This is a genomic window from Thalassococcus sp. (genome assembly GCF_982780845.1).
On sequence record NZ_CEYADA010000003.1, the window covers coordinates 93,492 to 113,477 of the forward strand.

17 protein-coding genes are annotated in these 19,986 nt (G+C 58.9%); 4 read left to right on the forward strand and 13 right to left on the reverse strand.

Annotation, left to right across the window (positions count from 1 at the left end; all coding sequences use genetic code 11):
* Positions 1-160: 160 nt before the first annotated feature.
* The 3 genes from AC4FIA_RS04555 to fliD all read left to right on the forward strand — a co-directional run bounded on the left by AC4FIA_RS04555 (position 161) and on the right by fliD (position 3,797).
* A complete protein-coding gene (locus tag AC4FIA_RS04555; RefSeq protein ID WP_103908516.1) occupies positions 161-922 on the forward strand; it encodes a motility protein A in 762 nt (253 codons plus the stop codon).
* 9 nt (positions 923-931) lie between these two features.
* The gene (locus AC4FIA_RS04560) at positions 932-2,098 is read left to right on the forward strand and encodes a flagellar motor protein MotB (RefSeq protein WP_490364892.1); all 1,167 of its coding nucleotides are present in this window, start codon (positions 932-934) and stop codon (positions 2,096-2,098) included.
* Positions 2,099-2,162: 64 nt separating this feature from the next.
* Complete coding sequence (fliD, locus tag AC4FIA_RS04565) at positions 2,163-3,797, forward strand: flagellar filament capping protein FliD (protein WP_490364893.1); 1,635 nt, start codon at positions 2,163-2,165, stop codon at positions 3,795-3,797.
* Positions 3,798-3,838: 41 nt separating this feature from the next.
* On the opposite strand, the gene AC4FIA_RS04570 is transcribed toward fliD, so the two are convergent.
* The 13 genes from AC4FIA_RS04570 to flgB all read right to left on the reverse strand — a co-directional run bounded on the left by AC4FIA_RS04570 (position 3,839) and on the right by flgB (position 17,970).
* Positions 3,839-4,912 (reverse strand): sigma-54 interaction domain-containing protein, encoded by a 1,074-nt coding sequence (locus AC4FIA_RS04570; protein ID WP_490364894.1) that lies wholly within the window; start codon positions 4,910-4,912, stop codon positions 3,839-3,841.
* Between the two features lie 160 nt (positions 4,913-5,072).
* Positions 5,073-5,984 (reverse strand): transglycosylase SLT domain-containing protein, encoded by a 912-nt coding sequence (locus tag AC4FIA_RS04575; protein ID WP_490364895.1) that lies wholly within the window; start codon positions 5,982-5,984, stop codon positions 5,073-5,075.
* Positions 5,985-6,016: 32 nt separating this feature from the next.
* Positions 6,017-7,267 (reverse strand): flagellar hook-associated protein FlgL, encoded by a 1,251-nt coding sequence (gene flgL, locus AC4FIA_RS04580; RefSeq protein ID WP_490364896.1) that lies wholly within the window; start codon positions 7,265-7,267, stop codon positions 6,017-6,019.
* 7 nt (positions 7,268-7,274) lie between these two features.
* The gene (locus AC4FIA_RS04585; protein WP_490364897.1) at positions 7,275-11,369 is read right to left on the reverse strand and encodes a flagellar hook-associated protein FlgK; all 4,095 of its coding nucleotides are present in this window, start codon (positions 11,367-11,369) and stop codon (positions 7,275-7,277) included.
* 6 nt (positions 11,370-11,375) lie between these two features.
* Positions 11,376-11,684: a rod-binding protein gene (locus AC4FIA_RS04590; protein WP_490364898.1), complete on the reverse strand. Its 309-nt coding sequence runs from the start codon at positions 11,682-11,684 to the stop codon at positions 11,376-11,378.
* Positions 11,685-11,691: 7 nt separating this feature from the next.
* Positions 11,692-12,771 (reverse strand): flagellar basal body P-ring protein FlgI, encoded by a 1,080-nt coding sequence (locus AC4FIA_RS04595; RefSeq protein ID WP_234994675.1) that lies wholly within the window; start codon positions 12,769-12,771, stop codon positions 11,692-11,694.
* A 54-nt stretch (positions 12,772-12,825) separates the two neighbouring features.
* Positions 12,826-13,494, reverse strand: a complete 669-nt coding sequence (locus AC4FIA_RS04600) for a flagellar basal body L-ring protein FlgH (protein ID WP_407702999.1) — start codon at positions 13,492-13,494, stop codon at positions 12,826-12,828.
* A gap of 9 nt (positions 13,495-13,503) precedes the next feature.
* Positions 13,504-14,292 carry a flagellar basal-body rod protein FlgG gene (flgG, locus tag AC4FIA_RS04605; RefSeq protein WP_103908526.1) on the reverse strand — a complete coding sequence of 263 codons (789 nt, stop codon included), beginning with the start codon at positions 14,290-14,292 and terminating at the stop codon, positions 13,504-13,506.
* 110 nt (positions 14,293-14,402) lie between these two features.
* On the reverse strand, positions 14,403-15,161 hold the full coding sequence (locus AC4FIA_RS04610; protein ID WP_287476112.1) for a flagellar basal body rod C-terminal domain-containing protein: 759 nt from the start codon (positions 15,159-15,161) through the stop codon (positions 14,403-14,405).
* Between the two features lie 15 nt (positions 15,162-15,176).
* A complete protein-coding gene (locus AC4FIA_RS04615) occupies positions 15,177-16,433 on the reverse strand; it encodes a flagellar hook protein FlgE (protein WP_103908528.1) in 1,257 nt (418 codons plus the stop codon).
* A gap of 38 nt (positions 16,434-16,471) precedes the next feature.
* Complete coding sequence (locus tag AC4FIA_RS04620; RefSeq protein WP_103908529.1) at positions 16,472-17,155, reverse strand: flagellar hook assembly protein FlgD; 684 nt, start codon at positions 17,153-17,155, stop codon at positions 16,472-16,474.
* 15 nt (positions 17,156-17,170) lie between these two features.
* Entirely contained in the window at positions 17,171-17,584 is a 414-nt protein-coding gene (gene flgC, locus AC4FIA_RS04625; RefSeq protein WP_490364899.1) for a flagellar basal body rod protein FlgC, read from the reverse strand.
* Positions 17,585-17,586: 2 nt separating this feature from the next.
* Positions 17,587-17,970, reverse strand: coding sequence for a flagellar basal body rod protein FlgB (flgB, locus tag AC4FIA_RS04630; protein WP_103908531.1), 384 nt, complete (start codon positions 17,968-17,970; stop codon positions 17,587-17,589).
* A gap of 105 nt (positions 17,971-18,075) precedes the next feature.
* Between flgB and AC4FIA_RS04635 the strand changes: the two genes are divergently transcribed.
* The coding region (locus tag AC4FIA_RS04635; protein ID WP_490364900.1) for a midas domain-containing protein at positions 18,076-19,986 on the forward strand (1,911 nt) is incomplete at its 3' end.

Genomic DNA, 19,986 nt, shown 5'->3' on the forward strand with positions numbered 1-19,986 from the left:
TTGTTTAGAAGCTCTGATAGCCGCGCCGCCAAAATAGGCGTCAAATAATTGATTTTAATTGATAATATAGTTTCACATTTTACCCACCCGAACGGGCCAAATCAGGTCTGGTACGCTTCTTGCACTCCATTTTCGACTATAAAACCTGTGGAGTCCGCGCATGGATATCGCCTCTCTTATCGGATTTATCGGCGCCATCGGCATGATCGCCGGCGCGATGATCAGTTCCGGTGGCTTGGGCCCGTACATCGACGTTCCGTCTATCCTGATCGTGTTCGGCGGCACGTTCTTTGGGGTTATGTATATGGCACCCATGAATATCTTCCTTGGCAGCTTTGGCGCGATGGCCAAGGCCTTTATGCCCAAGGCACAAAAACAGTCCGACCTGATCGAAAAGATGGTCGAACTGTCCGACGTGGCCCGCAAGAACGGCCTGATGGCATTGGAAGGACAAGACGTCCCTGACAAGTTCTTTCAGGAAGGACTGCAAATGCTGGTCGACGGCGCGGACGAGCCGAAGCTGGTCAAGCAGATGAACCTTGAAATCAAGTCGATGAAAATCCGCCACGAAGGATTTCAGACCGTCGTAAAGGCCTGGATCGATATCGCCCCCGCGATGGGCATGATCGGAACGCTGATCGGCCTGGTGGCGATGCTTGGGAACATGGCTGACCCTAAGGCGATTGGCCCTGCGATGGCGGTTGCCCTTTTGACCACGCTGTACGGTGCTTTTCTTGCCAACGTGATCTTCGGCCCGATGCTGACCAAGATGGAAGGCTACACAGCCGCCGAAGTCACCTATCGCGAGATGGTTATCGAAGGTCTGCGCAACATCGCCAAGGGTGAATCCAGCCGCAACGTTCAGGACCAAATGGTCGCCAACCTGCCACCCAAGGAAAAAGCCAAACTTCTGGCTGCCTGAGGATAAGACATGTCCAAAAAGCCGATCCCCCTACCGATCCCTGTCGAAGAGGCCGACGACGAAGAATGCCCGAAGTGCCCACCGGTGGGTGCCCCGGCATGGATGGCGACATTCGCGGACATGGCGACGCTACTTATGGCGTTCTTCGTTCTTATTCTGTCCTTTGCGGAATTTAACCAACCCAAGTTCAAGATGGTCGCCGGTTCGCTGAAAAACGCGTTCGGTGTCCAGCGCGAAGTGCCCGTGGTCGAACAGCCCAAGGGCACGACGCTGTTGGAACTGACCTTCAGCCCCTCGCCCGAGCCGTCGGTGACCAAAGAAATCACGCAGGACACGACCGAATTCGACCGCAAGGAAATCGAACAGAAAACATCGAATTCGCCAGACGAAGGCAACGGCGCCCAAGGCGACGGCGCGGATCAGGCGCTGGCGGATGCGATTGCCGATGCCTTGGCCTCGGGACAGGTACAGGTCAAAACCGAAGATGGCAAAGTGGTGATGTCTTTTGAAGGCGACACCCAAAGCCCGACAGAACTGGCCGAACAAATTCAGGATGCGGCGCAGGCGATTGAACAGGCCAAAGCCAGCGGGGCCTCGACCTCGGATGTGCAATTGGAAGGTCTGGCCGATGCGCTCCCCCAGCTGGCGCAGATGACCGGACAGGATAGCGGATCAACTGGCGGCGAAAGCGAAGGCACAGGAACGCCGGCAGATGGCGAATCCGAGCGTAAAGCCGCGATTGCCGAGGCTGAACTGCGCGTCGCCCTGCGCGAAGAGGTGTCCCAAGGTCTGGTCACCGTCGAACAGGAAGAAAACAAGGTGAAAATCACTGTCGGTGCTGGTGGTGCCTTCCGCTCGGGCAAAGCTGATCTGACTGATGAGGCCCGCGATATCATGGCCCGCCTTGCCTTTGCATCGATGGGTGAAGCCAGCGACATCGTCATCACCGGACATACAGATGACGTGCCTGTCTCAGCAGGATCCGAATTCCGTGACAACTGGGGGCTGGCCGCCGGACGCGCGTCTTCGGTTCTGCGCGAATTCTCGGACAGCGGTCTGATCGACCCGAGCCGCCTGCAGGCGATCAGCCGCGGTGAAACGATGCCCGTTGCCGACAACACATCCCCCGAAGGCCGCGAGAAAAACCGCAGGATCGAAATTGAAATCAACTACTGATCACGCCCTGCCCCTAACAGTTTTTGAAAACCACCGTTGGTTGGGCTGAGGAAGTGTAGCGCACATGGAAATCCTAAGTAAGCTGAACACAAACGGCACAGGCATCGACATCACCCAGTTGTCGAATGATCTGGCGTCGGCAGAAATCGAACCGCGCAAGATGCTTGTGTCGGACCGTATCGATGCGGCTGAGCTGTCCCTGACGGGCTATGAACGCATGCGCGGCCAACTTGAAATCCTTCAGGAAAGCATGAGCATCGCCCGCACGATGGGCACCATCAATGCCCAGTCGTCGTCCTCTGCTGTGTCCGTTGCCATGACCGACGCGACACGCGCTGTGAACATCTCGTCCGAGATCACGGTCAGCTCTCTGGCCCAGTCGCAGGTTCTAGAGTTTGCGGGTTTCACTGGCGAAGATGCCCTTGTCGGTGCGGGCACACTGACCATCGATTTTGGTGAATGGGCGGGCGAGCCGCAAAGCTTCACCGCCAATGGTGCGCGCACGGCGCAGACAATCACTGTCACGGAAACCACCACCTTGGCCGATCTGGCCACATCCCTGAACGCGCTGGACGGCGTGACAGCGCGGGTGGTGAACGTCGGTGACGGGAACTTTTCGCTTGGCGTTGTGTCGGAAACAGGCGCGGCAAACGCCTTGCGGTTCACAGTTGATCCTGCGTCAGACGCATCGCTTCAAGCCTTTGATATTGCGACAGATCCGGCGACGGCCATGATCCGCAACAGCAGTGACGCGCAGCTGACGGTGGACGGCATCAACGTCAGCCGAAGCAGCAACGAAATCAACGATCTGATCGCAGGCATGACGCTGACACTCGAGGCGGAAACCACTGGCCCTGTGACGGTCGCGGCCAACACGGATCCCGATCTGGCGCGCGATATCATGGAATCCCTGCTGGCCGACATCAACGCCAGCACGAAACTGTTGAAAGACCTGACAGCGCGTGGATTTGGCGGCAGTGAATCCGGCGAACTGGCGGGCGATCCGGTTGCAGAAGCGATCAAACGCGACGTGTCCAACATGCTGGCCAAAAGCTTTAGCGGACCGGACGGCGCGACGCTTTATCTGTCCGATTTCGGCGTGCGCACCGAGCGTGACGGGTCCCTTTCGCTGGATTCCGCAAAATTCGACAGTGTCATGAAGAACAATCCAAGCCTGTTTGAATCCGTGCTGCAAGATGGCCTTCGAAGCACGGAGCCCGGCGTGTCAATTGACGGATTGCCTGCGTCAGACGGCACGCCGGGTCGATATACGTTCGCGCGCGACCCCGATACGGGTGACGCGACACTGAATGGCAACGATGTATTCGGCCTGACAAACGAAGACGGTTCAAAAACCTATTTCGCCCTCACCGGCCCGTTGAAAGGCGCGACCTTTACAGTGCCGCAGGACGTACATTCGTTTGACCTGACATTCGCAAAAAGCCCCGTGTCCAGCATCCGCGACACGATTGATGGCTATCTTCAGTTGGGTGGGTCCATCAGTGATCGCGAAAACAGCCTGAACATGACCGTCAGCGAAGAGAACGAAGCACTAGAGGCGCTGGACGAGCGGATGGAAACGCTGGTCGATCGCTATCTTGAGCAGTTCACATATATGGAAACGATTGTCACGCAGCTGAACAGCACAGGCGAATACCTCACCAATCTGATAGATGCGTGGAATTCGGATAACAACTGACCCGAAGGGTCAGGATCGCGCCGGGTAAGTCCCGGCGCTGATCACGCAGCCAGACGGTTGATCGACAGTTTCTTCATCTTCTCGATCAGTGTCGTGCGCTTGATGCGCAGGGCGCGGGCCGCATGTGCGACGCAGCCATCGTTCAGTTCAAGCGCCATTTCGATCAGGCCCGCTTCGATCTCCAGCAGGTAACGACGCATGTTGATCGACCCCTCTGCCTCGATCGCTTCGCGAAGATCGGTCACGGCCGGTTGATCCACAATGGCACCCGCTCCACCATCGGTGCTGCCGTTCATGTCCGGTGTCAGCAGGACGGCGCGCACATGCTCGGCTGTCACGGTCTGCCCCGAGAACAGGACGGCAGCGCGTTCAAAGACGTTGCGCAGTTCACGAACGTTGCCCGGCCAGCTGTGATCCAGCAGCGCGCGCATCGCACAGGAGGAGAAAATCGGTGTCTTCGTGCCAGGGCGCTGTGCTTTCATGCGCATGTCCATGGCCGTCAGGATCAGCGGAATGTCTGCCGCCCGTTCAGCAAGCGATGGAACGGTGACAGGGAAAACATTGATGCGGAAGAACAGGTCTTCGCGGAAACGGCCCTCGGCGACTTCGTCGGTGATCCGGCGGTGCGTGGCTGTGACCAAACGGAAGTTCACGTCGATTTCGGAACGCCCGCCAATACGCTGGATTTTCTGTGTCTCAAGAAGGCGCAGCAGTTTTGCCTGAAGCGCCAATGGCATCTCGCCGATTTCATCAAGGAACAGCGTGCCACCGTCTGCCTGTTCGACGCGGCCGATGCGGCGTTCGGTTGCGCCAGTGAACGCCCCCTTTTCATGGCCGAACAGTTCGGATTCCAGAAGATCGGCAGGGATTGCAGCACAGTTAACGGCGACCAGCGGACCTTTGCGACCAGACAGCATATGCAGCGCCTGAGCGACCAGTTCCTTACCGGCACCCGTCGGGCCCTGAACCATCACAGCCGCATCGCTGGGCGCGACCAGAGAGATGACGTTTTTCATTGAAACCACAACTGGGGTTTGTCCGACGATCATGCTATCCATGCGGGGATCAGACATTGTCTGAGTGTCTTGCGATCCGGGCGTCCAATGAGTCGTCATGTTACAAACCTCCACTGTGTATACAGACGAGGTTAGAGCATTCTGACACTACAACGAACGACGCTATGGCTGTGTTAGCGCCTCTATGGATTTTGTTGGGTATCGAAAGTTTTCTTCACAAACGAAGGAACTATTTCTTCGAAAATATCTGATGTTTTCATCAATGTCCGTTCTGAAATCCGCTCCTGATCCGCTTAATTCTGTCCATCTGCAATGCAAGTTCCGGCGACAAAGGCACGTCTATCGCCGAGAGATTCGATTTTTTACCGCTCATGTCTGGCACAGAGCCTTCGCCAACCATCTGATGCGCCATCCCCAACAACGGGCTTTCCACCATGACCAGTGGCCCTCTGCGTGCGAACCTTTGATCGGTCCGCTGGCGTTGGACGGTTTTTCTGATCGCTGATCCCTGTGGCGTCACGGTGGCGGGTTCGGCCGAGGCCACCTGCCATGACGAGGTTGTCGTGCTGTCCGTGATCGTGCCGTTTTCTTCGCCGCCGGCAATTTCCACTTCCGAGCGGAATGAACCGGGATCGACCTTTTTCATGATCTTCTGGACCTTGCCCAGATAATACGCGCCGCGCTTCGGGTCCTGCGAATGATAGAACTGCGTGGCTTTGTTCCAGCTGCCTGTACGTTCGCGCAGTCGTGACATGAACAGCGCCGCATAGCGGGTGTTGGCGACCGGATCCATCATTTCCTCGATCGAGCCGAATTCCTTCCCGTGCCAGCGGTAATTGACCTGCATGCACCCGACATCGACGTTGCGCTGGCCGCTGTCGATGACCTGACGCAGCTTATCCAGCGCCTGTTCGCGTGTGTCGAAGTAATAGCCCTTGCCCGCGACGTTCAACGTCCATGGCCATGCACGGTGCCCCAGTTTGCCCTGCCCCCGCCCGCTTTCGGTACGGGCGATCGCCGGCAAAAGCTTGGACGGCACGCCGCGCGCCGCGGCGGCCTGTTCGGCCAGTGCCTCGCAGTCCGGCACCGATGCCAAGGCTTCGGCTGTCACCAAAAAGATCGCAGCAAACGCTGCGATCACCATGCGTGGGGATACGTGCAAACCAGTCATGAAGCGCTGATTGCAATCCTTGGGCCAACTTCCTAGCGAATGAAATCGAACAGCGTTTTCTGGCCGATCTTGACGAAAGTTTGATGCGCGGCATCGCGGTTGACCAACAGTTTCTGAAGGTTCGTAATGGCCTTGGCCAAGTCCAGATCTTCAAGCCCCGAGATCGCTGCATCAAGGATCTGTTCGCGGTTCAACAGCACGTCCTGATACCGCTCAATCGCCGCACCCATGGCGCCGATTTCCGTCCTACGGTTGGACATATGTTCGGCGGCACGCGACATTGCGGTGATCTGGTCCGTGGCTGTGCGCCCCTTGGAGACCAGTTTGGCATAAGTGCCATCATCATTTGGAACCGACGCCAGCACACCGTTCCGATCAGGAACAGTCGCCACGTTGGCGATACTGACATCGCCTGCGGTCTTGATGACAACAGACAACCGGTCATCCGACAACGTCGCTGTCACACCGGTTTCTGCCTGCACCGCATTGATCGCATCGCGGATCGCTTCTGGGTTATCGGCGCTGGCATCTACCTGAATATGCGCTGTGCCATTGGTGCCCGTGATGTCAAAAGACCACTGTTCAGCCTGACGCTGAAAATCGAACTGCACGGTCATGCTGTCCGGTCGCGTCTTTTCCGAGGTGATATGTGCGCCGTCGCTGGCAAAGGTGCGGATCAGATCGTCTATCATATCAAAGACGTTCCGCTTCTGGCCGTTCTGATCTTCGACCGACAGGAAAACCTCTTCTCCGGTCAGGTTGGTTTGAACAACCGCATTCTCGGACAGGCGCATCTGGATCTGGCCGCCGTCACCGCGATATTCGATGCCGTTCGGCCCGTCGATAAAGGCGTTTCCTTCTGTCAGATAGCCACCGAACAGCGGGCGGCCGCTTTCGTCGCGCGTATTTGCCAACTGGTACAGCGATTCACGCAGGCGCTCGGCCTCAAGAGACATGGCCTGACGGTCGCTCGGACTGACGGTGGCGTTGCCGCCCTGAATGGCCAATTCGTTAAAGCGCTGCATGATCTGGGTCATGCTGTCGAAGGTGCTGTCGGCGGCGGCGATACGCGCCTGTGCCCGTTCGCCGTTCCGTTTGAAGCGGTCGATCATGACCTTCTGTTCGTTGGCCACCGACAGGCGCTGCCCCCGTTCCAGATCGGCTGAGAACCGAGGATCGTTTTTGCCCGAGGACACTTGATCCTGAAGCTCCGAAATATCGCGATCGATGCGTGAAAACGCCTGCGTGTTCAGAATGTGAAAGAGTGCTGTGCCAATGGTCATGTCAGCCTCACAACGAGTTCAGAAGGGTTTGGAACATTTGCCGCGCGACCGAGATGATCTGGGCGCTGGCCTGATAGGACTGCTGGTGGCGCATCAGCTTGGCGGCCTCTTCGTCCAGATCGACGGCGCTGGCTTCGGCTTCTGCCTTCAGCGCGCTGTCCTTGACGGCCTCGGTTGAATCGCGACGGTCTTCGCCTGCCCGCACCGCACTGCCAACTGCGCCCAGCATTTCTGCATAAAGCGCTGTAAAGCCGCCGCGTCCGTCCGATCCAGCGGGGTTCTGAAGATCGGCCATCAATTCGGTGGTCCGCGCATCGCCGCTGCCTGCCCCGTTTGGCGAGATCACAAAGGTGTCGCCTGTGGCATAGCCGCTTTCCAACGTGATCGCGTAGCCACCAAGCGTCGCGGTCCCGCCTGCATCCAATGTGCGTGTGGCAATGGATGCGCCCGTTTCCTGATCGAACAGTCCGACCAGCCCCTGCTCGGCATCCAGAACGCGCAGTTCACGAACCGCAGTGCGCGGCTTTTCCGGTGGCGCGCCGATCTCACCGGACAGGCGCAAGGCGCCTTCGCCGGTCATGACGACCAACAGGTCTTCGCCCGGAAGGTTGTCCAGATCGATCCGTGTGGCACTGCCGACTGTTTGGGCCGTCAAATCCAGCACGCGGCCATCAGACGTGCTGATCGCCAGTTGATCCCCCGCCACAGCAAGCTCTGCACCGATCGTTTTAAACCCTGCGGCCTGCGCCCCTTGGCCGGGAAGAACCCTGACGTCACCCAAACGCGCATCGACAGTGATCGAAAATGCGCCCGTCACATCGTCATACTCGGTGCTACCCGGGAAATCCGCTGGCGCGCTAATGCCGCCCGCTGATGCGGTAAAGGTATAGTCCGTCCCTGCCGCATTCACGACAAAGCTGGCGGGCAGATCGGCGGCATCAAAGGGTTGGCCGCTCAGTCGAGTTTGCGGCAGCTCATCAACGCCCAAGCCAAAACGCGCAGCATCGGCGGCGTCAGGCGGAATACGCAGAGGCGCGCCATCCAGATGCCCGCCCACAGTTTCCACGACCAGTTGGTTCGCGTCGTTAAAATAGGCGTTAAGTCGATCCGGTTCAGGGCCGACCACCTCGGGGCCAGCGGCGGTCATGCGCACTGCGTAGCCTTGCGACCCCAGCATGAATTTCACCTGCGCGCCTTGCGGCGGAAGGCTGGCCAATGCGCTGCCTGTAATGCTGCTGGCGGGGGCCTCTTCGCGCATGGCGGCAGCAAGACCGGCGGCCAATGTGGTCGCGTCCACGCCTTCCAGCGAAGGATCATAGGCAAACTCGGCGCTGGTGCCGTCCGGCAGACCGATGTTCAGCCGATACCCGACAGAGCCTGCGCTGATCGCGTCGATGTCGGTCACCGCGCCGTCCAGCGCGGCTTCGAAATGGAAGCCCAGAACTTGTGTGCTTCCCGCGTCCGTAATCGTCCTGTCGAGCCGCCCGTTCACAAACGGATCGCGGATCGAATTGATCGTCAGCCCACCTTCGGACACGCCGAAATCATCCGCGCCGGACAACTGGACGGTTCCAGTGATCCGCGCTGCTGTCTGACCTGCGCCCAAAAGAACCTGTGCACCCAGTGTCTGGCCGTCTTGCCCAAGGCGGGTAATGCCCAGCGTGCCGCCAGACGCATTAAGCGCCGACAGGGTGATGTTTGCGCCGCCATCATGGATCAGAACAAACCTGCCATCGCTGGCACGTTCGGCGCGAATACCTGTGATGGGCGACTTGGAATTGATCGCCGCAGCCAGACCAGATGGGCCTTCGGCATCCAGATTAACCTCGATCCGGCTGGCGCTTGTGTTGTCACCGGAAAGATCGAACACGATCCGACCGGTTGCTGGCACGTCCAGAAGCGCTGCGGTATAGGCTGTGGCCGACAATGGCAGCGCATCGGCAAGGATTTCTGCCTGACGCGCTGCGCTGGCACCTACAGGGATCGTGATATCGTCGGTGCTGTCACCGCTGGCAAAGCCGATGGTTTCGGACGCGCGTGCAGGTGCGGCGTCAGAGCCGGACCAGGTTGCGATCTCAAGCCCCTCGCCCAGCCACAGCGTGGCCGCGCCTGCGCCGCTGGCCTGATCCTGCGTCAGGGTCGAATAGCCCGAAGCCTCGTTCAACGCGACGCGCTGATAGACCGCGCCGACGACAAAGCCGTTTTCGGGTGTCAAAAGCGCTGCAGCCTCGGACGGCGACAATGGTGGACCTGAAAGCTGGCGGCCTTCGCGGGTAAACACCGACAATTCGGCGGCCGGGGCCGGATCAACGACCGTGATCGCGTCAAAGCTGCCCGCGTCGGTGACAACCTGAACCGATGGCATGCTGCGCCCTTCCTGCACCGCAACAGCAAAGCGTCCGTCGGTGCCCGAGGCGGTCAGCCCCAGATCGGCAAAAGACAGGTCATCGCCTGACAGAACCGCACCGGATCTCAGCGCTTCTGCGGCCTCTTCAGGCGTCATTGCAGAGGGCAGCAAAAAGCTGTGCGCCTCGCCATCAATGTCTAGCGTGATCTCGGATACATTCGCACCGGACGGTAGGCTGGCTTCCAGCACGCCGTCGCGTGACAACGCCAGAAGCGAGGCCGAACCGGCCTCTGCCGGAATGGTGCCAACAACGCCAGGTGACAGAAACTCGACCGCCTGCGTGCTTTCGCCGGTCAGAACTGATGACAGGTCCTGAAACGGGCTGACAGGCGGCGTGTATTCACTGGCCGACATGCGGGCCGTTCCGGCGTTCTCCGGACTGGATGAAACCGTCAGCGCCCCCGCCGCGGCGATGTTTGCCACATCGTCCAAAAGGAACATCATGTTGCGCGCATGGCCGTTCGTGCGCGTCAACGTCACGCGATCCCCGTCGGCCACAGTGCCGCTGACCGCGATTGCCAAACCTTCCACGCCAAGGCGCGGATTACCCGACGCCAGCGTTTCGCCCTCATCCGTGTTCAGAAGCCAGACCGACGTGTTGCTGTCGTAAACCAGCTCGAGCGGACCTTCCGGCATTGCTTCGGGATCCGTAACCGTCACGCCAACCAAGGCAGAGCCACGGTTCAGCGGCGATAAGGTCGGGGCCCATCCGTCCAGCGAAAATATCTGCCCGCCCCGGTCGCCATTCAGGTCAAGACCCTGTTGGTGCAGTTCATTCATCTGCCGCACGAATTTCGTCGCCCAGCGGTTCAGATCGCCGATGGTTTCGTCAATCGCACCGATGGCGGAATTCAGCCCCTTCAAGGCACCGTCGAACGGCATCCTCACAGGAGGCGTGTCATCATCCGGCAAGGTCGGATCATAGATCGTCAGTCGACCCGTGGGATCGCGGCTGATCCAGCCGACCTCGGAATTGTTCATCAGAACCGGACCACCGGGAACTGTTCCGGCAGACACAAGGATCGAGTCGCGCGCACCGACCGCGACATGGATGTCCATGTTCGACGCCAGTTGGTTCAACAACACATCACGACGGTCCAGAAGGGCCGCACGCGCGGTTCCGGTGACCGAGGTGATATCCTTTTGCAGCTCGCCCAGCGCAATCAATTGTGTGTTCACATCGTCCACGCGCCGCTGCGCTTCGTCCTGAACACCGTCGCGGATGCGTTCAATCGCATAAGTCATTTCAGAAATGCCCGCAGCAAGGGTGCTACCGGTTTCCAGAACGACGCGGCGAAGGCCCGAGTCCGCAGGCGAGCCGGACATATTGGCAAGCGAGCCGAAGAAGTCCGCCATAAGATCGGTCACACTGCCGCCGTTGCGCGGGATCATCGTGTCTTCGACCAATTCCAGATGCGGCAGGAATGCCTCGGCCGCGGCATGGGACGCTGTGGCCATGCGGGTGCGTGCGGCGATAAGTGAATCAAAAGCGCGCCGGATGTCGGTGATTTCAACGCCCTGAGGCCCCGCATCGGTGAACAAGAGTGATGCACCAGCGCCGACAATCTCTTGTTGCGACACATCGCGGCGGCGATACCCTTCGGTATCGGCATTGGCGATGTTTTCGCCCGTGACCGTCAGCGCGGTACGGGCTGCAACGATGCCGGACTGGCCGATATTGAACAGATCGGACATCGCGGATTACCGCTCTTTTCCGACGTGGCCGGAAAACTGCCGGTAGATCGCCTCGGCCATGCCAAGCTTGGACTGGCTTGCGCCGGTCTCTGTCATGGCGCGGTCCAACAGGGATTGCGTTGTATCCATACCCGTTCCATCAAAGATGCCCTTGGCCAAGGACGCTGATCGCCCTGCCTTCATCATCTGCTGCAAGAACAATGCCTCGAACCCTTCGGAGGCGGCGCGCAGGCGCGCTTCGCTGCTGGAGCTGCCTTTCAGGGCGATGCCATCGTTTCGCGACAGCGCGACGGGAAGTTTTGAAGGAAGCTCCATAATACCCTCAGATCACGATCAGTTCGGCCCGAAGCGCGCCCGAACGGCGCAAGGCATCCAGAATAGCGACAAGATCGGCGGGGCTTGCGCCCACCGCGTTGATCGCATCCACCAGCGATGACAGCGACACGCCCGGATCAAAGACAAAGGCGCGGGCGGGGTCCTGTTCGATTTCGATTTGCGTATCGGGCGTCACAACCGGCTCACCCCCAGCGACCACAACGCCGTCTTCGCCGTTCACAACAGTGGCAGCCTGATCGACGTTGAAATCCTCATTCACACGTACCGTCAGCGACCCATGCGCGACAGCGGCAGGTGAGACACGGACATCGCCACCGATCACCACAGTGCCGGTGCGCGAGTTGACGATGACCTGCGCGGGTGGCGATGCCGGATCGACCTCGATCCCTTCGAGAATGCCCATGAAGGCCACCCGTTCTGCCGGATCAGCGGGCGCACGAACGCGCACCGACGTGCCGTCCAATGCTGCGGCGACACCGCTGCCGAAAATCGCATTGATGGAATCCACCACGTTGCCTGCCGTCGAAAAATCATTCCGGTGCAGGTTCAGGACGAAATAGTCGCTTTCCAGAAAGGGCGTTGGCACAAGGCGTTCAACCGTGCCACCACCCGGAATGCGCCCGACTGTCGGGATATTCACAACAACGGATGACCCGTCACCGCCTTCAACACCCAGACCACCGACAACCATGTTGCCCTGTGCAATGGCATAAACCTCGCCATCTGCGCCCATCAGCGGGGTCATCAGCAACGTACCGCCCTGAAGAGACTTGGCCTTGCCCACGGTGGACACGGTTACGTCAATCGTCTGACCGGGTTTGATGAAAGGCGGCAGTTCGGCTGTTACCATCACGGCAGCGGCGTTCTTGGCGTCCAGATCGTTGGCAGACACCTCAAGCCCCAAACGCGACACGATGGACTGCATCGATTGCCGCGTCAGATTGTTGTTTCCGTCACCGCTGCCCGACAGACCGACGACAATGCCATAGCCCACCAGCGGGTTTGAACGCACGCCGGCGACGGATGCCAGATCTTTCAGGCGGTCGCCGCTGGCGATGGTGGGCATGATGATCAGGGTCAATGCCAGAATTTGCAGTAAGTGACGGATCATGTGCTTACCTCAGAACGGGGAAACGGTATTCAGGCCACGACGCAGCCAGCCTTGTTTGCCAGCATCAGCCACCTGCCCCGCGCCGATGTATTCGATCTGGGCGTTGGCGATGCGGTCAGACAGCACGACGTTCTGCGCGCTGATATCGGCAGGGCGGACGATGCCGCTCAGGCGGACGTATTCGTCGCCATTGTTCAGGGTCAATTTCTTCTGCCCCAGAATTTCAAGGTTCCCACCGGGCAGCACGCGCACGACAGACACCGACAAACGACCGGTCAGAGAGTTGGACTGCGCCGCGCTGCCAGAGCCGGAAAAGGCCTGCTGCGTGCTGGACGTCATGCCAGAGCCGTCAAAGTTGGTGAAAATCGCGCCTGGCAGAGCGAGGTTATAATTATCGGTCCGCGACGTGCCCGCATTCTGAGTTTTCTTGGCCGAAAAGCTTTCGGTGAACTGTACGGTCAGCAGATCGCCAATCGCTTTGGCGCGGCGGTCCGTGGCAAACAGGCCCTGACCCGAGGTCGAATAAATCCCACCCGACGGCAAGCTGTATTCTGTTTCGATGGCTTCGACCGGAAAGACCGGTTCAAAGTTTTCCGAACGGGCATTTTCGACCTGTGTCGAACAGCCTGCGACGGCCAGTGCGGCGAGAGCCGCTGTAAACTTAAAGAACTTCATCAAGAGCGACCCTTATAGTTTGTTAGAGAGGTACCGCATCATTTCGTCCGAGGCCGAAATCGCACGGGAGTTCACTTCGTAAGCGCGCTGCGCTTCGATCATGTCGACCAGTTCCTGGACGACATTGACGTTGGAGGTTTCCAGAAAGCCCTGAACCAGCTTGCCGGCCCCATCCGCCAAAGGCGCGGCCACGATGGGCGCGCCGCTTGCGTTGGTTTCGACGACAAAGGTTTCCCCGATGGGATCCAAGCCACGCGGGTTCACAAAGTTTGCCAGCGTCAGCTGCCCCACCTCTTGCGGTTCAACCGCGCCGGGCTGGGTGACGCTGACGATACCGTCTGCGGAAACTGTGACAGACAAGGCATCAGCAGGAAGCTGGATTTCAGGCTGGATGACATACCCGCTTGCGGTGGTCAGCACGCCTTCGGAGTTCTGCGAAAACGCACCATTGCGGGTGTAGCCGATCCGGCCATCCGGCATCAGCACCTGAAAGAAGCCCTTTCCATCGATGGCCACGTCAAGCGCGTTTCCGGTGCTGGCCAGCGACCCTTGGGTATAAAGCTTTTCGGTGTTGACCATGCGCACGCCCGTACCCACGGCGGTGGGCGATGCCTGTTCGGTTGCCTCAGATGTCTGGGAACCAGCAGGACGCCACACCTGATAAAGAAGGGATTCAAAGTTCGCGCGGTCGCGTTTGAAGCCAGTGGTGTTGACGTTTGCAAGGTTGTTGGAAATGACCTGAATACGCGCCTGTTGGGCGTTCAATCCGGTCTTTGCAACATGCATGGCGTTCGATGACATCGCATCCCCTCCTGGGAAAATTCCGTTTCATCGATTTCTGCAACGCATATGCCAATGCGCCTAACCCTTACGGATGAATGGTTTTAATCCAAAGGGATAGGTGGCGCAGTTTATTCAGGCGGCCGCATCAAAGTGGCACTGCCTTCGTCCAGTTCTTTGGCGGACATAACCATGCGCAAGCCGATCTCGAAGTTGCGCTGGATTTCGATTGAGGTCAGCAATTCCTCGACCGGATTGACGTTGCTGCCTTCAAGCGTGAACTGGATCACCTCGGCCCCTTGGTTGGGGTTGGGAACACCACCATCGACCTGCCGGATTTCCCCGTCCAGACCTTTGCGAAGCTGCACATCGGCATCTGGAACAACAGTTCCCAGAACGCCCGCAACCACGGTTTCACCCGGCGCGCCGCCCTGAGGTTCTATGTGGATTTCGCCCAGTTCGGTGATCCGGATCGACTGATACGGCGGAACGACAATGGGCTGTAGCCCGGCGTCCAGCATTGTATCCCCTGCGCCGTTGATCAGCGTGCCATCTGGCTGGCGGCGCAAATCGCCACGACGTGACAAAGCCACCTCGCCGTTCTGCGGCTGGATAAAGAAGTACCCCTGATCACCGATCGCCACATCAAGCTCTTCGCCTGTGCGGTCCATGAACCCAGCCTGTTCAGCAAAAGCCCCGCCTTCCCCTTCCATCTGAAAGGCGCGAGTCTGAAGACCGTTCATGACATCCAGAAACTTGGTGTTGGTGTTATCCGTCAGATCACGACGGAATCCCGGCACGTTCTGGTTGGCAAGGTTCTGCGCCTGATTGACCTGCGTGTCACGCATGACACGCAAGGCATTCAGGGCAGTATGGATCATTCTATCCATGGATTACGGCGTCCTTTAGGTCCGCATGTTCATGATCGTCTGCGACAGCGACTGGTTGGTTTCCAGCGCTTTGGCCGACGCTTGGAAATTCCGCTGAGCCGTGATCAGGTTCACCAGTTCCTTGGTCAGATCGACGTTCGCGTATTCCAGTGCGCCCGAGCGGATCGAGCCGAACCCGTTGACCGCCGGAACACCCAGTTGCGCGGCGCCCGAGCTTCGGGTCGCGCCGTATGTCGCACTGCCGAGGTTTTCCAAGCCGCCAAGGTTGTTGAAGTTGGCAAGCGCCACGCGACCGATCGCCTTGGATTCACGGCCACCATAAGCCGCCCAAATCAGACCTGCGTCATCGACCTGTAGGCCGCTGAGCGCTTCGCGGGTTTCGCCGTCTTGGGAAAAAGACTTCACCGCAAACTCGGCGTCTTCGATGCGCGAGTCCTGTAAATCTACGGCAATGCTACGTCCCGCGACATCAAACGAAATCTGCCCAGCGCCATCGACCAGATAACCGTCACCGTCAAAGGTTATTGTAGCATCACCTGCAAAGGTTTCCGTGCCATCGCGACCATCAATTGTCAGGCGCACTTCAAAGGTGGTGGTTTCATCGTCCACATCCGGCAGATCGCGCAGGATGTAGTACATATTCGCACTTTGCGGCTGGCCATCGGCATCAAAGATGTTGATCGAGTTGCTATAGGCAAACGTTTCGGGGTTCGCGCTGTCAAAATCCGCGGCAGGAACAACCGCTTGCGTGCCGGAAATGGATTCACCAGACGGGAATTGGACAGCTGTCGTGATATTCTCGGTGGCTTTTGGCGTGCCGTCGAACATCTCGACTTTGACCGGCTGCGTGACAACCATCGACAGGACATCGCCGCCATCCGAGGCCGGATAGGCATTCAAGTAGTAGCCTTCCGCATTGACGATATAGCCGTTCTCATTCAGGCCGAACGCCCCTGCCCGTGTGTATGCGATTTCGCCGCCTGTCGGTTCGGTCTGCATCTGGAACATGCCAGCACCCTGAATGGCCAGATCAAGCTGGTTGCCAGTCGCACCCACTGTGCCTTGCTGGAAGCTGCGCGCCACACGGGTCACTTGAGTACCCGAGCCCACTGTCGTTTGCGGGTTGGAATACGGAGAGTTCGGATAGAAATCGGCGAACTCGGCGCGACTGCTGTGGAAACCTACTGTGCCCACGTTGGCGATGTTGTTCGACGTCGTCGAAATATCGGTCTGGGCGGCATTCAGGCCGGATAAAGCTGTTATAAACGTCATTTTTGCACCTTCATGTTCTTAGCTCTGGTGGCAAAAGGTCAACGCAACGCGCTGATCTCTAGGCTGTTGCGAAGACCGTAGTCCTCGATGTTGAGGGTAAAATCGGTGCCTTCTGGCGGCACCTCGACACCGATCACGCGTGCGTACACCATCGGTGCGATCGCAGCGCTTTGACCATTCCCACCCACATCGACCGACACGCGGATCGCCCCGTTGGCGTCACGGATGTTGGCCGGTACATCAGACCAGCTGAAATCAAGCCGCCCCGCAGGCTGCGGCCCCATTTCCTGCTGGTGAAGCAAGACGCCGGATTGCGCGTCCGTATACCGAATAGAGACCGACGACACCGATCCGACCAGATCGACCACGCCGTTGATCGCGCCCGCACTGTCCGCGCGGGCAAGCGTGCCCGGCACCAACACCTGGCGACCGATCATCGATGACGCGTTCAGGACGCGGCTGGAGCCCAACTGCGCGGACATCGACTCAAGTGTCTGGTTAATTGTGTCCAAACCATTCACCGTCGAGAACTGCGCCATCTGCGCCAGAAACTCGCCGTTTTCCATCGGAGCGAAGGGATCCTGGTTTTTCATTTGCGTGGTCATCAGCGTCAGGAAATCCTGCTGCCCCAGTTCCTGCGAACCGGTCACGTTCTCGGGCTGAAGCGATGTCTGCGTCCGCAAACCCGAGATCTGAGATGAAATGCCATCAATAGAGGTCATGTCGTTCCTTCCCTATCACTGGCCCATATTCACAGTTCGTGCCATCAGCGCCCGCATCGTCGAAATAACTTCGACGGTGTTCTGATATTGGCGGGACGCTTCCATCATCTCGACCATCTCTTCTTCGGTGTTGACGACGGCCTGATAGACGAACCCGTCGGCGTCGGCTTCGGGGTGTTCGGGCTGGTAAAGGCGCTCTGGCGCACGATCGAGCTGAACGATGCGTTCGACCCCGACGGATGACAGGCCCGAGTCTTTGGTGTTCTCGGCGTAGATCGTTTTGAACACGGGGCGCATGGCCCGATAGGCCCCCTCTTCGGTGCTGCTGACCGAATTCGCGTTGGCAAGGTTCGACGCGACCGTATTCAGGCGGGTCAACTGTGACGTCATAGCCCGCTGCGCGACGTCAAAGACGTTTTTGACTGTCATTGTTACTCTCCTTTGATCGCGCGGGTCAGACCGCTGATCTTACGGTTCAGAAGCTGAAGGCTCGTCTGATAGCGCAGCGAGTTTTCCGAAAACTCGGTCTGCTCGACGGCAAGTTCGACCGTGTTGCCATCCATCGACGGGTTCAAAGGCTGGCGATATCCCAAGCCAGTGCCCGCGGCTGCGCTGGTCGGAATGTGCCGGTCGTGCGTTGTCCGCAACTCGGCCTCTCCCACCGCCTGCTTCATCGCCTGCGAAAAATCGAAATCACGCGCCTTGAAACCGGGCGTCGCCGCGTTGGCGATATTCGACGCCAGAACCGCGTTCCGCTTTTCCCGCAGCATAAGGGCATTTGCATGTGTCGCCAGATGATCGCGTACACCAACCATTTGGACCTTCCTTTGCATCGCTTTTCTGTCAGCGCCGCAGCGCAATCTGGCCCGATATTTGCAAGTCCGATGCCAACTTAGAAAGACAAACACCGGAGCGCTCCGATGACGCAGGAAAAACCAGAGATTAAGCCCCCCAGCAAAACGGCTCTGCCCCGTCAATTGCGGCGCATTTTCCAGAAGCACAAACAAAGCAGTCTGGTGGATATCGCCAACGCGGGCGCCGAGGTCTGGCACGACGAACGCGACGACGGCAAACGCCAGCTTGCGATGCAACTCCGTCTGCGCGCGCTACGGGACGGCCTTACCGCGATGGAAAAGGGCAAGCTGGTGAAAGAACCAGAGATCATCGAAGCCGTGGTGATCGAGGAAACCCCGCCCGAACCGGAACCCGCGCCGCCCCCGCCTCCTCCGAAACCCAAGCCGCAACCGAAGACAACGGCTTTGGAGGACAACGCCATGATGGCGCTTTTCGATCAGATGGGAGGGGAAGATGAACCCGAAGCCGCACCTGCAGCGGCACCTGCCGAAGCGCCCAAGGATCCAAACGCCATCATCAGCGCGGAAGAAGCCTTGGCCCGCATCGAAGCCCAAGAACGCGCAGAGGCCGAAGCTGCCAAAGCCGCTGCAGGTCTGGACGATCTGGCAGCATCGATGGACGCTCTGAATGCGCCTGAAGAGAGTGCGGAAGACGATGATAGTGGAGACGACCTTGCCGCGTTGATGGACAGCATGTCGGGTGATGCCCCGGCTGAGAAACCTGCCGAACCTGCGGCAGGTCTCGACGACCTCGCGGCCACGATGGACGCCCTGAACGCGCCTGAAGAGAGTGCAGAAGACGACGACCGTGGAGATGACCTAGCCGCGTTGATGGACAGCATGTCGGGTGATGCCCCGGCCGAGGAACCTGCCGAACCTGCGGCAGGTCTCGATGACCTCGCGGCCACTATGGACGCCCTGAACGCGTCTGAAGAGAATGCCGAAGACGATAACAGTGGAGATGACCTAGCCGCGTTGATGGACAGCATGTCGGGTGATGCTCCGGCTGAGAAACCTGCCGAACCTGCGGCAGGTCTTGACGACCTCGCAGCAACTATGGACGCTTTAAACGCCCCTGAAGAGAGTTCCGAAGGTGACGACAGTGGCGATGACCTTGCGGCGTTGATGGACAGCATATCGGGTGATGCCCCGGCTGAGAAACCTGCCGAACCTGCGGCTGGCCTCGATGACCTCTCAGCCACGATGGACGCTCTGAACGCACCTGATGAAAGTGCGGAAGACGATGACAGTGGAGACGACCTTGCCGCGTTGATGAGCAGCATGTCGGGTGACGCCCCGGCTGATAAACCTGCCGAACCTGCGGCTGGTTTCGACGACCTCGCGACCACAATGGATGCTCTGAACACACCCGAAGAAAGCCTCGAAATAGACAACACAGTAGAGGGCGACGCCTCGATCCAGTCCGGCGCGGCTGGCGATGCGGTCGCTGACGAAATGGACGCAATGCTCGAAGACACTTCTGTCGAAGTGCCTGATGAAAACTCCCTGACGGAAGAAAACGAAGTCCCGCCATCGACGGACACCGCTGACACTACGCCCACCGGCGACATCGCGGAAGATAATGGTGACGACATCGTTTTGGAGCAACTACAGGGATTGGTCTCTGAAGATGCCGAGGCACTGGCGGAACTTCCTCAGGAAGGCTCCGCCGCAGGGGACATGACCGAGGAACCTGCACTTGATGAGTTGGCCAGCGCTCCTTTGTCGGATGACGCCATTTCGACAGTCACGGAGGAAACTGTTCCTGCGGAGGCTGAGGGCGTTGAAGCCCTGATGCCCGATGAGCCCGATTTGGATGCTCTGTTGGACGTTGCGGACGATGTGGAGGTCAGTACCGAACAGGAAACCACCGCTGATATCGAGGACACGTCTGAAGCAGAAGTCTTTGCGGATACGGCTCCTGATGCGATGGGAGACGCGGGAACTTTCGACTTAAGCGACGCGCGTTCAGTTGAG